A 14,200-nucleotide genomic window follows, 5' to 3' on the forward strand; every position below is an offset into this window, starting at 1 on the left:
CGCCTCCCGCTGGGAATACCACCCGACCCCACCCCGTTGTGGCCCCGCAGGGGGCGCTCGCATCCCCTACGGGATCTGTTCGCCCTGCCCCTTAAGGTGCCCCCGTCACGCCTCCCGCTGGAACGCCCCCGGATGGGCCTCGTCGCGCACCGCCGCGTACTGCTGGCGTACGGCCTGCCCGACCGGCAGGTCCTCGCCCGGCTCGAAGACCTGGCTCGCGGCGGCCGGCCACTGCGGCGGATCGACCCAGGCGGACCCGCCGTCCGCACGGGCCGGTGCACCGGCCGCCGGGGCGAGCGTCCCGTGCGCCACCCCCCACGCCCACGCCGCCTGCCGCGCAGCGCCCAGCGCCGCGTACTCCGCCGGCTGCGGCACCACGACCTGCACCCCGAACAGCCCCGGCGCGATCGCCTGCACCGCGCCCAGCTCCGCCGCCGCGCCCAGCAGGAACACCCGGCGCACCGCCACGCCCCGCCCGCGCAGCACGTCCAGCGCGTCGGCGAGCCCGCACAGCATGCCCTCCACGGCCGCCCGCGCCAGATGCTCCGGCTTCATGCTCTCGCGGCGCATCCCGTGCAAAGACCCGGCGGTGTGCGGCAGATGAGGCGTCCGCTCGCCCTCCAGATAGGGCAGCAGCACCATGCCGTACGCACCGGGCGACGACTTCAGCGCCAGGTCGGACAGCCCTTCCAGATCCGTCCCCAGCATCTCCGCAGTGCCGCGCAGCACACGCACCGCGTTGCTGGTGTGCACCACCGGCAGATGCCGTCCGGTCGCATCGGCGAACGAGGTGATCGTGCCGCTCGGGTCGACCAGCGCCTCGTGATGGATCCCGAACACCGACCCCGAGGCGCCCAGCGACACCACGGCGTCACCCTCCCCGACACCGAGCCCGAACGCCGCCGCCATCGTCTCGCCCGTACCGGCGGAGATCAGCAGCCCTTCCGGGGTGAACCCGGCGGTCCCGGACGGCCCCAGCACCTCCGGCAGCCGCACCTGGTGCCCCAGCGCCAGCTCCACCAGGTCCGGCCGGTACGCCCCGCTCGCCGCCGACCAGAAACCGGTCGCCGAGGCCCCGCCCCGGTCCGTCGTACGCCGCGCCGGCCGCCCCAGCAGCTGCCAGGCCAGCCAGTCGTGCGGCTGCATGACCTCCGCTATCCGGGCCGCGTTCGCCGGCTCCGTACGCGCCAGCCAGCGCAGCTTGGTCACCAGGTGCGCGGCCTGCGGCACCGCCCCGACGGACTGCGCCCACGCGGCACGCCCGCCCAGCGCGTCCACCAGGTCCGCGGCCGCGCTCTGCGCCCGCTTGTCGTTGCCCAGCAGCGCCGGACGTACGAGATTGCCCTCCGCGTCCAGCGCCAGCAGCCCGTGCTGCTGCGCCGAGACCCCGATGGCCTGCACGCCCTCCAGCAGCCCGTTGCCGGCCGCCTCGCCCAGCGACATCAGCCACGCCTGCGGATCGGCCTCGGGCCCCTTCTCGACGGGGTGCGGCGCATACCCGCGCCTGATGACGGCACCCGTGTCCGCATCGCAGACCACGATCCGTGTGCTCTCGGACGAACTGTCCAACCCGGCGACTATCCCCATGGCCCCAGATGATGCCTCATGGGACGCATAAGGAGAGAGTCAGGGTTTGCCCGACAGGACCCGTCGCTCAGGTATTGCTGGTGCCCCACTCGTCCTCGTCGGCGGAACGCTGCTCCCGCAGCGAGCGCACCCGGTCGGTGACGGACCCGGGCAGCCGGTCCCCGACCTTCGCGGAGACCGCCCCGAACGCCTTCGTCGCCGCCTCGCGCCCGCTCAGGGCCACGGACTCGGCACTGTTGCGGACCGCCGGGTTCTGCGAGACCCGCTGGGCGGCCTTGCGGAGCTGCTCATACCGTTCGCGGCCGGCCCGTGCGCCGAGCACGTACCCCGTGGCCAGTCCCGCGATGAAAGTGAGCCGGTAGCGCATCGCTCCACCTTTCCCTGGTGTCGGTCCCGTCCGGTGCCACCGTGTGCACCGGCATGCCGGGCTCTGCCGCGCCCCTACCCTCCGGGGCCGGAGATCACCCGAGGTGACCTGAGGCGATACCGATTGGCGGAGCACCCCCCTGCTTGCGCTAATGTATGTGTCGCAGCGAGCGCGCGCCGTCCGGAAGCCCCGGACAGCGGTGCATTCGAGGCACACAGAGCAATCCCCTGTAGCTCAATTGGCAGAGCAGCCGGCTGTTAACCGGCAGGTTACTGGTTCGAGTCCAGTCGGGGGAGCTCGGTCCCCTGTAGCTCAATTGGCAGAGCATTCGGCTGTTAACCGGAGGGTTACTGGTTCGAGTCCAGTCGGGGGAGCAAGAGAGAACGAGGATCCCGCAAGGGGTCCTTTTTCTTGTGCCCGGAACCGGAACTTTCGCCCGCCGTGGAACCGAAACCCGGGTGATCGAAGTCCTCTTGGGCGTGCAACGTCGCGCGACGGCAGCCCACACGGGCAGCAGATCGTATGAGCGGCTATGCTGCGGCAGACGGCGCGCACAAATGTGCGCGACGCGCCGTGGAGGGGGCGGTAGCTCAGCCGGTTAGAGCAGCGGACTCATAATCCGTCGGCCGTGGGTTCGAGTCCCACCCGCCCCACCACTGCTCCCAGGGCGAAGATCCTTTCTACCTGGGGAATCGTGAGAACGGGGGTCACCGCTTCGGCGCGGTGGCCCCCGTTCATCCGTTCAGGCCAAGATCCAGGCGATGCGCAGGGTCACGGGGACGGCAGCACAGGGGATAGCGGCCCCTCACACTCACGCCGCCCCGACACCCGGCGACCGAGCCTCCCAGCCCCGTCGGCGGTAGGCCCTTCGGCAGCGCCCGGCGGCCGAGGCCTGGACATCCGGCCCCGGCCGTCCAGAGTGATCATGCCGAGGAGACCGGAGGCGCGGGCCGGGCCTGCGCCACAACGGCCCAGGCGCCTCCTGGCTGCCGCACACCGTGGGCGAAGCAGCCGGTGATCCGTCCAGCGTCTTCATCCTGACGGGAAGAGGGACAAGCTCACTGACGAGGACAGGCAGCGCATCGGCCTGAAGTTCAACGGAGACAACGTTGGCCGGCCCCAGGAAGGCGAACCCCTCGTCAAACTGGACCCGCAGGGCACCAAGCCTCGGCCGCGTCAGCCGTCCAGAGGGGTTGAGCCGGGAAGTACGCAGCTGTCACGAGCCACTCAGCTGGCTCGACACTCGGGTGACGCCTACGGGCCCAAGCCGGGGAAGCCGGGAACTCCCAACAACTCGGTCTGCTCTCATCGCGTGTGACAGATAAGGAGGCAGCATGACGCCGCCCATTGACCGGACAACACTTGAAGGCGCGTTCAGCTCGGAGGAGTTGGTCACGCTGCCCGAGGGGATGCTCGAAGGCATCGACCATGAAGCGAGCGTGGACTTCATGCGGCATGTGGGGCTCCCTGTCCGCGCCAATCCCTGGTTCGACCTGATTGACAGGTCCTGGCGGGAGCTCAAGAAGGTGGGCGACTGCTATGAGGATATGCGGGATCGGTGGACCAACCTCCCGGATAATGCGGCGAACTGGGTCTTGCTCGGCATGGTGCCGTACGACGACATCGCATTGGATGTCGCTACGGGAGTCGTGTACTGCCTCCCCTCGGATGAAGATGATGTCTATCCGCTCAATAAGGATCTCTATTCCTTCGCTCACTTCCTCTATCTGCTGGAGCTGGAGCGGCCGAACTATGACGTGGAAATGGAGCAGGAGCTCGACCCTGAAGGGGCGGAGCAGCGTCTCATTGCGCAGATGAGGGAGATTGATCCGGCGGCTCTGGATGTTCCGCATTCACGTTGGCACGATATCCTCGAATGGGTGTCTGACCTTGACGCAAGGTAATGCGGGAGACCCTAAGGTGCATCATCCCGGCCTTTAACCGACCGTCTCGTGCACATCCCAAAGAACGCACTCCCACGTCGGCAGGCGAGGTGCGTCCTCGGCCTCCCAGTCGAACCCCTCCGACCAGGCGGGCTCCACCCCTTCGAAGGGAAGCGGGTCGGCCCCCGCCATCCGTTCTCGGAGGGATGCCGCAACGCCTTCCGGGTCGAGGATTTCATCGGCCACCCTGAAGTCGTAATGAGGGCGCTCGATTTCGAGTAGGTAGAGGAAGAAGAGGAAGGAGTCTAGGCTCTGGTTCAGCGTGCATGTGCATGCCTTGTACTCGCCGTCCGGTAGGCAGTAAACAACCCCGGAAGCAGGATCCAAGGCGACGACATCAGAATGGATCTCGCCGATGACCAGCCAGTTCTCCCAGGCTTTCGGCATGTCCTCGTATTGGGAAAAGTAGCTGAGCTCCGCGCATCGGCGAAACCTGTTGGGAGATTCCCCTTCGAAGAATCCTCCATCCATGACGAAGAAGGAACTTTGGTCATTCGGGAGGCCGATGTTCACCAGAAGTGAACGAGCCGACTCCTTGAGCTCCGCCGGGAGCTTTTCCTCCACTGGCGTCACCAGCTTCTCTGGAGAGAATGCCGATTCCATCATCGAGCGGTCGACGAGCTGAGGCATGTTCTGTCCTGACGGCAAGGGGAAATATCTTGTGCGAGGCATTGCGCCGATGCGCCCCGGGCCCGCCCCCGTTCCTTCGCAGCGCTTCGCCCCGCCGGTCAAGCCGACGGGGCGAAGCAACAAGGCCCGAATCAACCGTCAGCCGACCCGTGCCGTCACGGTGCGGATTTCGCTGGACGGCGAGTAGTTCCCGGCCGCGTCATAGGTGCGGGCCCGGTACTCGTAGCTGCGGCCGTCGGTGGGCAGTGGGTCGCAGATGGTGGCGGTGGCGGTGGGGAGGCGTGGGTCGTAGCCCTTGTGGAGGACGACCGACCAGGTGGGCGTTCCCGTTTCGCGGCGCTCGATCTCCAGGCCGGTGAAGTCGCGGATCGGGGCCGGGGTGCTGTCGGAGGCGGTCGCCTGGATGCCGGTCGCGCAGGAGCCCAGGGTCAGGTCGGGGGCGTAGGCGGGGGCGATGCCGTCGGGGATGGCGAGCCAGAGCTCATGGGTGGCCGTGGCGTCGAGGCCGTTCGGGTTGTAGGTGGTGGTGCCGCCGTCGTTGGTGACCAGGACGCGGTAGTGGCGGGTCTCGCCGTCGGCGGTGACGGGGCCGGTGGTCCAGGTGTTGCCCGTGGTGGTGCCGAGCGGGACCCAGACCCAGTAGCCGTCCACCTCGTCGTTGCTCAGGACCGTGTAGTGGTCGAAGTGCGGCTCGGTGTTGAGGGGCCACTTCAGGGTGACCTTGCCGGTCGCCTTGTCGTACGTGCCCGTCAGCTCGGTCACCACGGGCAGCGGGCGCACGACGGTGTCCGTGCTGCCCGACGAGGTGTTGCCCGCCTTGTCCTTGGCGCGGACCTCGTAGTAGTAGGGCGTGCGGTCGTCGGGGTTCACGAGGGGGTCGGTGTGGCTGCGGGCGGTGGTCGTGGTGACCTGCGTCCAGGTGCCGGAGCCCACGGGCCGGCGGTAGAGGGCGTAACCCGCCAGGTCCATCTCCTTGTTGGCGGACCAGGAGACGGTCGTCTTGCGGGTCGTGGTGTTGTAGGCGGTCTTCACGCCGGTGGGGGCGAGCGGCTTCGTCGTGTCGTACGTGGCCGAAGTCCGGGGCGTGTACGTGTACTTGACCTTCGCGGCGCCGCTCCAGTTCGCGTAGTCGACGCGGAGGGTGTGCTTGCCGGAGGGGACGGTGAGGTTGACGCTCTGGGAGCGGGCGGTGTCACCGGTGCCCTTCCACAGGTCGATCTTGCGGACCCCGTCCAGGTAGACGCGGACGCCGTCGGTGGCGGAGGCGGTGAACGTGAAGGGGCCGCCGGAGCCGAAGTCGCGGGTCACCGACCAGCGGACACCGAAGCCGTTCGACGGTATGCCGGAGACCGGGCTGCCGGACCAGCTCTGGTCGATGGCGCTGTCGCAGTCGGTCTTCACCGGGGAGCCGGAGAACGAGGTGTTGGCGTAGAACGTCCGCTTGTAGACGTTGGCCGAGCAGGTGACGTCGGCGGCTGCCGCCTGCGGGGCGGCGGTCAGCAGGCTGCCGAGGACGACGGCGGAGATGACACCGCCGGTCCGGGCGACGACGAGACTCTTCTGGTGCACGGGGGCCTTCCGGGCTGTGCGGGCAAGACGTACAGCGCGGAGACTCGTGAGGTGGGGGGAAGGTTGCACGGTGTGGTGATGGTGTGGAGGGGCACACCCCGCCTTCGCTTGCCGCTGTGTGGCGTGCGCGGAAAATGCCTGGACCTCTTCGGGCGGCCGTGGCTAGGGTGGGCGGACGCCCGTGATGACAGACAAGGAGGCGAGAGCGATGTCCACCACAACAGCCGTGCGCTCCCGCCCCGTCCGCCGGGCGTCCCAGGTCTGATCCGGGAGCGCGTCCTCTCCCGAAGGATCGCTTCACTCATGACTGAACTGGTCATCCGCCCGCTCACCGCGGGCGAGACTCCCCTTTTCGCCTCCCTGCCCGACCCGGGCGTCGTCGGCCGCGCCGTCCTCGGCGAGACCTACGGCATGATCGCCGACGGGGGCCGGTACCGGCCCGAATGGACCTGGGTCGCGCTGCGCGACGGCGTCGTCGTCGCCCGCGCCGCCTGGTGGTCCAAGCCCGGGGACGAAAAACCCCTCGCCCTCGACTGGTTCGACTTCACCGACGCCGAGGCCGCTGTCCAACTGCTGCGCGCCGTACCTCTTCGGGCCGAGTACAGCCTGCTGCTGCCGCCCGGCTGGCGCGACAAGCCGGACGTGCGGGCCGCGGCCGAGGTCCGGATGGCCGCGGCCGAGGCGGGCGGCCTCCGGAAGCTGGTCGAACGCTACCGCTACACCTGGACCTCCGCCTGCCCGCTCCCCGAGCGCACCGGGCGCCTGGAGTACCGGCCGGAGCCGGACGACAACGTCATCCGGGGCGTGCTGCGCCGTATCCAGGAAGGCTCCTTGGACGCCCACGACCTGCACGACATCGCGGAGTACGGCAGGGACGGGGCCGTCGAGGAACTCTTCGGCATCCTCACCTGGATGCCTTCCCCACGGGACTGGTGGCGGCTGGCCTACACCCCGGACGGCGAAACGGCGGGCATCCACGTGCCCGCCCGCAACCCGTCGGGCCCCTGCATCGGATACATCGGCGTCCTCCCCGACCAGCGCGGCCACGGCTACGCCTACGACCTGCTGGTCGAGTGCACACAAGACCTGGTGGCGCGGGGCGCGACACACATCGCGGCCGCCACCGATCAGGACAACTTCCCGATGGCGGCCCATTTCGCGACGGCGGGCTACCCGGTCAGCGAGGAGCGCATCGACTTCGTCTGACCGCCCGCGGTTCCGGGCCTGTCTGAGCGGTCAGGGTCGGACAGGCCCTGGCCGCGGACGGTCTGCCCGTCGGCTCCCGCACCGCCGTCACGCGAGGGTCACGCAGGTTCGACGCCGCGGTCATGGCCGCCCGCCCACGCTGGACGTATCTACGGCTTCAAGAGAAGAGGAGGCGCAGTGATGACAAGCATCCGCAAGCGTCTTCCGCACGTGGTCGGAGCGTCTTTCATGGCGGCGGCGCTCACCGGAACGATGGGGGCGATAGGGGCGACGGGCGCTGAAACAGCGACGGCGAAAGCTCCGACCCAATCGACACAAACGGCGCCATCAGCACCGGGCATCTTCTGCATCAGCAAGATCACCGGCAAGGTCATCAATGTTGCTCCGGGCTCGGTCAGGTTGCTGTGCGTCCGCGGCACGGGTGGCGGCGGAGGCGGCGGGGGCATCACCGGCGGACGCACCACAACCGGCGCCTCCACCACGACGACCGGCGCGAGCGTCACCACCGGCGCGAGCACCACCACCGGCGCAACCACGACGACCGCCGCCCAGACCACCACCGGCGCCACGACCACCGGCGCCACGACGACCGGCTCCCAGACCACCACCGGCGGCACGGTGACCGGTGCCCAGACCACCACCGGTGCCAGCACCACCACAGGTGCCAGCACCAGCACCGGCGCCACGACAACCGGCGCCACCACGACGGGCGCCACCACCACCGCAGGAGGCACCACCGGAGCGACCGGCGCCACCGGTGCGACCGGTGCGACCGGCGGCACCACCACAGGCGCTGGCGGCACCACGGGCGCCGGCGGCACGACAGGTGCCACGGGCGCCGGCGGCTGAGCGAAGGGCGTCATCACAGGCGGTCAAGGCGACCACACCCGTTAAGGCGACCACACCCGAGGCAGTCCACGCGCTGCTCGGCAGAGCTCTCGGCGCACGCTGAGGGGCGGGCACCGTCCCGCAGTCCCTCTGGCGGTTCGCGTCCACCACGGGCCGATTCCGCCAGGGGGCAGGGCCCGCGCGCACCGGGCATCACCTGCGCCGGGCATCACCTGCACGCGCCGGACATGACATGCGTGCCGGGCATCGCGTGCCCAAGGTCGTACGGCCATCGCGTGCGCAAGTTCGTACGGCGCGTCAGACGGTCACGCTCCGGCTCTCGTTCCGGTCGTCCGGACCCTTGTTCCGGCGTAGTCGTGCGGTGATGCGGTCCCGTGCGGCCGCAATCCTCGACCCGCCCCAGCGCAGGAAGTTCGTCGGCAGAAAGACCATGTCAGAGACGATCATCGCCAGCGAGAAGAACGGCAGGCCGCAGATCACCGCGATGGTCGCGTGTTCGGTCATCAAGATCGCAAGCATGACGTTCTTCACCCGTCGGTTGAGGAGGGTGAAGGGAAAGGCGACCTGCACGAGCACGGTGCCGTAGGTGATCAGCGTGACCATGGTGGAGCGGCTGTCGAGCACCTGGGACAGAGCGGTCCACGGGCTGAAGTAGTCCAGATGGAGCGGGTAGTGCAGGGCGCTTCCGTCCTGCCAGCGGGAGCCCTGGACCTTGTACCAGCCGGCGGTGGCGTAGAGCAGGCATACCTGGGCGGCGATCACCAGCATCGCCGCGTTGTGGACGAGGTTGGCGACGACGTCCAACAACGCCCCAGGTTCCGGGGAACGACGCCGCCCCGCCCAGTACCACAGGGCCTGGACCAGCCACAGTCCCCAGAGGATCAGCCCCCAGCCCCTGGGGAGTTCGGCGAATCCCGTCACCTGGGCGACGGCGAGGCCCGCGCCGGCGAGGATCCACAGCGCCACGCTCATCCGGTCGCAGCCGTCCCGGCGCGGTGTCTCCTCACGCTCCCGCCGTCGGGCGTCCAGCGACCACACCTGCCCGCACCGCGTGAGCACCAGATAGCTCGCGATCAGGTGGATGAGGGTGTCGCCGCCGTCGCCCAGGAGGACGCTGCGGTTCATCAGTGACAGCACGCCGACCATGAACAGGATCGACATCGTGCGGGTGTGCCACCCCAGGAGCAGCAGCAGACTCACGGCGATCGTCCCGTGGTAGACCAGCTCGAACCACAGCCTGTGGTTCGACCACAGCAGGACCGTGAACGCGTTGTTCGAGGCGATGAGGCGCTGGGCCAGGTCGAATCCCCACGGGTTGGTGGTGCCGTACAACTCCAGCCGGTACGGCCACTCGCGCATGAGGTAGAGCGCGAAGGTCAAGGCGAAGCCGATCCGGACGACCGCGGCCTGGTACGGCGCGAGTGCCGCACTCGTGATCTTGTTCAGGCCCCTGGCGATCGCCGTGTCGAGTTTGCTGCCCAGGTCCTTGAAGGGGGAAGGCGTCCGGGCGATGTCCTTCTCGACGCTCACGGGAACTCCTTCTGGGAGACCGGCCACCAGGGGAGTACCTGGTAGGTCTTCTCGGTGCTCCCGCGGTCGCTGCTCCACTTGGGCGGGATGATCGGGGTGTTCGACGCGTAGATCTGCACCTTGACCACCTGGCCGCCGTCGATCCGCGGCCCGAGCCGGTGTGCCGCGATCCGGCGTACGAAGGCCTCGGCGAGTTCGCCGCGCAGGCCGATCGCCCGCCCCTTGGCATCGTGCGTCCTGTTGTAGAAGTCCCAGGCCTGGCGCAGCAGGTTCTGGTGCGCGTGGCTGGGCGCGGGATTGTGCCTGATCTCGCGGATGTCCTGGGCGGTCAGGGCGGTCCAGCCCGTCGTGCGCCGGGAGCCGTCGGGGAACGCGACCTCGGCGCGCGCATGCACGGCGATGTTGTCCTGGAGCGGGTTCGGTGCGAAGAGCTGCCAGTTCTGGTCGAACTCCGGGTAGACGTAACCCTTGATCAGCCTGTCGTACTCCTTGCTGACGGCGTTCGGCGGGGCGACGAACAGGAACACCAGAAGCAGGTGGAGTGTGACACCGATCGTCAGCACCCCGATGGTTGTCATGATCACGATACGTGACGGCAGCGACCAGGACCCGTTCGGCGCCGGCGGCAGCCCGCGGACGGCGGCGGACCGTCCGGGCGTCTCGCCTTCGTCGGCGCCGTCCGTGCCGGTCTCGTCCGAGGCCCCGCGTGGCTCCACCATGCTCCCCCGATCACGGGTCCCGAACATTCAGCGCATGCACGGACGGATCGCCTGGTGATTCGAGGACCTCACCGCCGCCACATCAGGATAAAGAGACTTATTCCCAGGCAGATGTGCTGTTGGGCCGAACGGCTGAGGGGGGTGGGCCGGTGCGCCCGGGGCGCCGTCACCGGCCGGGGTGCGGCCGCTGCAGCCCGTCCACCAGGTGACGCAGCCGCGGTGTGGGGCCGAGTCCGAGCTCGTGGCGGAGACGGTGCTCGTAGCGTTCGAAGTCGTCCAGCGCCTCGGACAGATTGCCCTCCGCCAGGTGGGCGCGGATCAGCGACGCCTGGCTGCTCTCCCGCAGCGGATTCGCCTGTACGGCCGCGTGGGCGGCCGCCACCGCCCCGGCGAACTGCTTCGTGGCGATGAATGCGCCCGCCAGTGACTCAAGTGCGTGGATGCGGAGCTGCTGCCACCGTTCCGCCTCCTGCAGTGCCCAGTCGTCGTACCAGCCGGGCAGCAGGTCGTCGGAGAGCTGGTCGACGGTCGCCGCGTTGAGATGGAGCTCTTCGGCCGGGACGCCGGGGTCGAGTATGCGCTGGGCCAGTGACCGCGCGTGGTACAGATCGACGCTGACGTCCCGTGCGAGACGTACGTCGGTGGCGCTGACCTCCAGGGCTCTCCTGCCGGTGCTGCACAGGCGCGACAACGCCGACCGCAGGTTCGCGTACGCGCTTTGCTCGCTTGCTTCGGGCCAGAGACTTCCGGCGACCAGAGACCGGGCGGCAGTGGTACGGCCATTGAGCGCGATGAACGCCAGAAGCCGCTTCGAACCGACGGAGACCAGCACCGGGACATCGCCGACCACGAGATCGAAGCCACCGAGAAGGGCTATCCGCACGGCCGGCCAGTGATTCACATGCCGCCTGGAGAGTATGAGCTCATCTGGGCTCATGACCGTTGATCGCACAGAGGCCCGTCTGCTCGGCGTCCACCCCACCGGCCGTGCCGACGTTGCCCGAGGTTCGCAACCATCTGTGCACCTCCCACAAATTCATGGTGCTCCGCCCGCGGTGGGTTGTCGAATTGTTCTACTTTGGTGGGAGATTTTCCCTCCGTCGAGGCGCCATCGAGACGTCTGGGGCTTACCCTGTGCGCCGCCGTCCCGGGCCTCAGCTGCTCCCGAGGCGGCTCAGCATGAGGGTGAGGGCCTTGATCGCGGCGTCGCGGTTCTGCTCCTGACTCCCGGCCCCGCGCCGGTTCATGGACGATTGCAGTACGAATTGCCCTTTGCGGCCCGTGAGAAGCGCATAGTATTCGTCCGTCTTCTGGCCGTCCGAGTTGACGCCGAGATGGCCTTCCTCGGCCACCACGTCATCGAATCCCTTCAGTGCGGGAACTGCGACCTCGTGGACGTGGTCGTACCGTTCCTCGCCTCCGGCCTGGCTCTGTGTCGGGCACCGCTGCAAAGGCTCGCGCTGCCGGGAAATGCCGCGTTGGGCGAGATCCGCTCCTTTATAAGTGATGAGCGAAGAGGCGGCATACGCCGTGCCATTTGATTCCTTGACGCTGCGCCCCAGGTTATCGAGTGCGCCTTTCAGTGAATCCGCCACGATTTTGCAGTTCTGGTCGATGGCCGACCAGGACAAATCGGTGTTCTCGTAGGGGGAATCCCGGACGAACGTACTGCCCCAGTCCCCGGGCGCCAGTGTCACGCGCTTCGCGAGATCGCGGGCCTCCGTGGACGAGCTGACGCTGGGAACCCTGGAGGGTGCCGAGGATTCGCCCTCGTCGTCGCCGCCGCTGAACGCGAAGGCGAGCGCCACCGCAATCACCACGACGGCAACGGCCCCGCTGATGAGGACGAGCGGAGTGCGCCACCGGGGCCGCCTGGGGGGCTGCCCGGGGGGCGGCGGCGGGCTGGGCATGGGCTCCCCGTGCAGGGGGCCGCTGGGCGGGCCGGTCGGCGGTTGGGAGCTCACCTTGCCTCCTGTACCACCCGTGGCCGGGATGTCGCACCGCCGTGCCGACGTTCACCTGACCGGCGCAGGAAGCCGGAGCGTCCGGGGCGGGTAACTGGTCATCGGTTTGCGGGGTTTGACGGCGAGTGGCCGGCGGGATGGCGGAACGGCAGGGCGTGTCGGTGCCTTTACTGCGCGTAAAGAAAAGGTCCGAATAGCGGGCGTTCACGTCATACGGGCGAGGTGTCCCCGCAGACTCGTGCGGCTCACCGAACGTCTCACGTAATGGACAGGCACGACCATGAGTCCGACAGTCACCCGGTCCACCCAGGGCTCCCCGCAGTCCGTGCAGAGCGGCGAAGCCGTGTTGTCGCACGGGCTCAAGCAGCGGCATCTGTCGATGATCGCGCTCGGTGGGGTCATCGGGGCGGGGCTCTTCGTGGGCTCCGGGGTCGGTATCGCCGCGGCCGGGCCGGCCATCGTCCTGCTCTTCGCGGGTACCGGCGCGCTGGTCATGCTGATCATGCGGATGCTCGGCGAGATGTCCGCGGCCCGGCCCTCCACCGGCTCGTTCTCCGTGCACGCCGAGGAGGAGCTCGGCTCCTGGGCGGGGACCACCTCGGGCTGGATGTACTGGCTGATGCTCTGCGCGGGCGTGGCCGCCGAGGCCACCGCGGCGGGCGCCATCATGCACACCTGGGTGTCGTTCATCCCCGCCTACGGCTGGGTGGCGATCTTCATGGCGTTCTTCTGCGCCAGCAATCTGACCGCGGTCAAGAACTTCGGCGAGTTCGAGTTCTGGTTCGCCGCCATCAAGGTCACCACGATCGTCGCCTTTCTGGTGCTGGGCGTGCTGGGCATCCTCGGGGTGTTCGGCAGCGCGCCCGGCACCGGCAATCTCACCGGCCACGGCGGCTTCTTCCCGACCGGTGCCGCCGGCCTCGCCGCCGGGCTGCTGACCACCATCTCCGGGTTCGCCGGGCTGGAGACCGTCACCATCGCGGCGGCGGAGTCCGACCAGCCGAGCCGGAACGTGACGCGTGCCGTGCGGACCGCCGTCTGGCGCATCGCCGTCTTCTACATCGGCTCCATGGCCGTGGTCGTCACCCTGGTGCCGTGGAACAACCCGAAGGTCGCCACGGACGGCCCGTACGTCACCGTGCTCGACCGGCTCGGTATCCCGGCAGCCGGCACGATCATGCAGATCGTGGTGCTGGTGGCACTGCTCTCCGCGATGAACGCCAACATCTACGGCTCGTCGCGGATGGCGTACTCCCTGGTCAGCCGGGGTCAGGGCCCGCGGTTCCTGGGCCGGGTCACCAGGGGCGTGCCGGCGGCGGCGGTGCTGGCGTCCTGTGCGTTCGGCTTCGCGGCGGTGATCGCCGGGGTCATCTGGCCGACCACCGTGTTCGCCTGGCTGCTGAACATCGCCGGCTGCTCGGTGCTGGTCGTCTGGTCCATCGTCTGCCTCACCCAGCTGAAGATGCGCCGACGGCTGGAGCGTGAGGCGCCCGAGCTGCTCTCGGCGCGGATGTGGGGCTTCCCCTACCTGACCTGGCTGGCGTTCGCCGCCATCCTCGGCGTCTTCGGCGTCATGGCCGCGGGCGCGGACGGCCGGCATCAGCTCGCCGGCACGGCCGTCGTGGTGGCGGCGCTGGCCGGCGCGGGCCATCTCAAGCAGCGGCGGGACCGGCGGGCGGCCGAGACCGCCTGAGGCCGCCTGAGGCCGCCGCCCGGGCGCGGCGGCCCTTCCGCGGCCGCCCGGGGCGATGCGATCCGGCCGATCTCGGCCTCCGGGCCCGGGGCGGGGAGCCGGTCTGCCACGATGAGCGCCCTTCCGGCGAGGTGAGGAGTGCT

At 69.0% G+C, this 14,200-nt stretch carries 12 protein-coding genes and 3 tRNA genes; 7 read left to right on the forward strand and 8 right to left on the reverse strand.

What is annotated here, in order from left to right; genetic code table 11:
* Window positions 1-105: 105 nt before the first annotated feature.
* Window positions 106-1,587, reverse strand: a complete 1,482-nt coding sequence (locus tag ACWD6P_RS01390; RefSeq protein WP_451441909.1) for an FGGY family carbohydrate kinase — start codon at window positions 1,585-1,587, stop codon at window positions 106-108.
* A 67-nt stretch (window positions 1,588-1,654) separates the two neighbouring features.
* On the reverse strand, window positions 1,655-1,954 hold the full coding sequence (locus ACWD6P_RS01395; RefSeq protein ID WP_451441910.1) for a YtxH domain-containing protein: 300 nt from the start codon (window positions 1,952-1,954) through the stop codon (window positions 1,655-1,657).
* Between the two features lie 223 nt (window positions 1,955-2,177).
* Here ACWD6P_RS01395 and ACWD6P_RS01400 point away from each other — a divergent pair.
* The 4 genes from ACWD6P_RS01400 (at window position 2,178) to ACWD6P_RS01415 (ending at window position 3,858) form a co-directional block, all read left to right on the forward strand.
* Window positions 2,178-2,250: transfer RNA gene (locus tag ACWD6P_RS01400), tRNA-Asn, on the forward strand.
* A gap of 5 nt (window positions 2,251-2,255) precedes the next feature.
* A tRNA-Asn gene (locus tag ACWD6P_RS01405) sits at window positions 2,256-2,328 on the forward strand.
* Window positions 2,329-2,533: 205 nt separating this feature from the next.
* Window positions 2,534-2,610: transfer RNA gene (locus ACWD6P_RS01410), tRNA-Ile, on the forward strand.
* Between the two features lie 678 nt (window positions 2,611-3,288).
* Window positions 3,289-3,858, forward strand: coding sequence for an SUKH-4 family immunity protein (locus tag ACWD6P_RS01415; protein WP_451441911.1), 570 nt, complete (start codon window positions 3,289-3,291; stop codon window positions 3,856-3,858).
* A 33-nt stretch (window positions 3,859-3,891) separates the two neighbouring features.
* Here the strand turns inward: ACWD6P_RS01415 and ACWD6P_RS01420 are convergent, their stop codons facing one another.
* Together ACWD6P_RS01420 and ACWD6P_RS01425 are read right to left on the reverse strand one after the other, a co-directional pair.
* Window positions 3,892-4,527 (reverse strand): SUKH-4 family immunity protein, encoded by a 636-nt coding sequence (locus tag ACWD6P_RS01420; RefSeq protein ID WP_451441912.1) that lies wholly within the window; start codon window positions 4,525-4,527, stop codon window positions 3,892-3,894.
* A gap of 138 nt (window positions 4,528-4,665) precedes the next feature.
* Window positions 4,666-6,096: a PA14 domain-containing protein gene (locus ACWD6P_RS01425; RefSeq protein WP_451441913.1), complete on the reverse strand. Its 1,431-nt coding sequence runs from the start codon at window positions 6,094-6,096 to the stop codon at window positions 4,666-4,668.
* A gap of 303 nt (window positions 6,097-6,399) precedes the next feature.
* Between ACWD6P_RS01425 and ACWD6P_RS01430 the strand changes: the two genes are divergently transcribed.
* Both ACWD6P_RS01430 and ACWD6P_RS01435 read left to right on the forward strand, forming a co-directional pair.
* Window positions 6,400-7,302, forward strand: a complete 903-nt coding sequence (locus tag ACWD6P_RS01430) for a GNAT family N-acetyltransferase (protein ID WP_451441914.1) — start codon at window positions 6,400-6,402, stop codon at window positions 7,300-7,302.
* Between the two features lie 180 nt (window positions 7,303-7,482).
* On the forward strand, window positions 7,483-8,151 hold the full coding sequence (locus tag ACWD6P_RS01435; RefSeq protein ID WP_451441915.1) for a hypothetical protein: 669 nt from the start codon (window positions 7,483-7,485) through the stop codon (window positions 8,149-8,151).
* Between the two features lie 297 nt (window positions 8,152-8,448).
* On the opposite strand, the gene ACWD6P_RS01440 is transcribed toward ACWD6P_RS01435, so the two are convergent.
* The 4 genes from ACWD6P_RS01440 to ACWD6P_RS01455 all read right to left on the reverse strand — a co-directional run bounded on the left by ACWD6P_RS01440 (window position 8,449) and on the right by ACWD6P_RS01455 (window position 12,220).
* Entirely contained in the window at window positions 8,449-9,681 is a 1,233-nt protein-coding gene (locus ACWD6P_RS01440) for an HTTM domain-containing protein (RefSeq protein WP_451441916.1), read from the reverse strand.
* Entirely contained in the window at window positions 9,678-10,400 is a 723-nt protein-coding gene (locus ACWD6P_RS01445; RefSeq protein WP_451441917.1) for a DUF5819 family protein, read from the reverse strand. The genes ACWD6P_RS01440 and ACWD6P_RS01445 overlap by 4 nt, the downstream gene beginning before the upstream one ends.
* A gap of 166 nt (window positions 10,401-10,566) precedes the next feature.
* A complete protein-coding gene (locus ACWD6P_RS01450) occupies window positions 10,567-11,301 on the reverse strand; it encodes an AfsR/SARP family transcriptional regulator (RefSeq protein ID WP_451441918.1) in 735 nt (244 codons plus the stop codon).
* A gap of 253 nt (window positions 11,302-11,554) precedes the next feature.
* Window positions 11,555-12,220: a hypothetical protein gene (locus tag ACWD6P_RS01455; RefSeq protein ID WP_451441919.1), complete on the reverse strand. Its 666-nt coding sequence runs from the start codon at window positions 12,218-12,220 to the stop codon at window positions 11,555-11,557.
* A gap of 424 nt (window positions 12,221-12,644) precedes the next feature.
* Between ACWD6P_RS01455 and ACWD6P_RS01460 the strand changes: the two genes are divergently transcribed.
* On the forward strand, window positions 12,645-14,057 hold the full coding sequence (locus tag ACWD6P_RS01460) for an amino acid permease (protein WP_451441920.1): 1,413 nt from the start codon (window positions 12,645-12,647) through the stop codon (window positions 14,055-14,057).
* Window positions 14,058-14,200 lie beyond the last annotated feature (143 nt).

The organism is Streptomyces sp. NPDC002446 (assembly GCF_053595675.1).

What these genes read in the sequence shown, in the direction of transcription:
- ACWD6P_RS01390 (WP_451441909.1), bottom strand. Translation starts at nt 1,587, where the DNA reads ATGGGGATAGTCGCCGGGTTGGACAGTTCGTCCGAGAGCACACGGATC.
- ACWD6P_RS01395 (WP_451441910.1), bottom strand. Translation starts at nt 1,954, where the DNA reads ATGCGCTACCGGCTCACTTTCATCGCGGGACTGGCCACGGGGTACGTG.
- ACWD6P_RS01415 (WP_451441911.1), top strand. Translation starts at nt 3,289, where the DNA reads ATGACGCCGCCCATTGACCGGACAACACTTGAAGGCGCGTTCAGCTCG.
- ACWD6P_RS01420 (WP_451441912.1), bottom strand. Translation starts at nt 4,527, where the DNA reads ATGCCTCAGCTCGTCGACCGCTCGATGATGGAATCGGCATTCTCTCCA.
- ACWD6P_RS01430 (WP_451441914.1), top strand. Translation starts at nt 6,400, where the DNA reads ATGACTGAACTGGTCATCCGCCCGCTCACCGCGGGCGAGACTCCCCTT.
- ACWD6P_RS01435 (WP_451441915.1), top strand. Translation starts at nt 7,483, where the DNA reads ATGACAAGCATCCGCAAGCGTCTTCCGCACGTGGTCGGAGCGTCTTTC.
- ACWD6P_RS01445 (WP_451441917.1), bottom strand. Translation starts at nt 10,400, where the DNA reads ATGGTGGAGCCACGCGGGGCCTCGGACGAGACCGGCACGGACGGCGCC.
- ACWD6P_RS01460 (WP_451441920.1), top strand. Translation starts at nt 12,645, where the DNA reads ATGAGTCCGACAGTCACCCGGTCCACCCAGGGCTCCCCGCAGTCCGTG.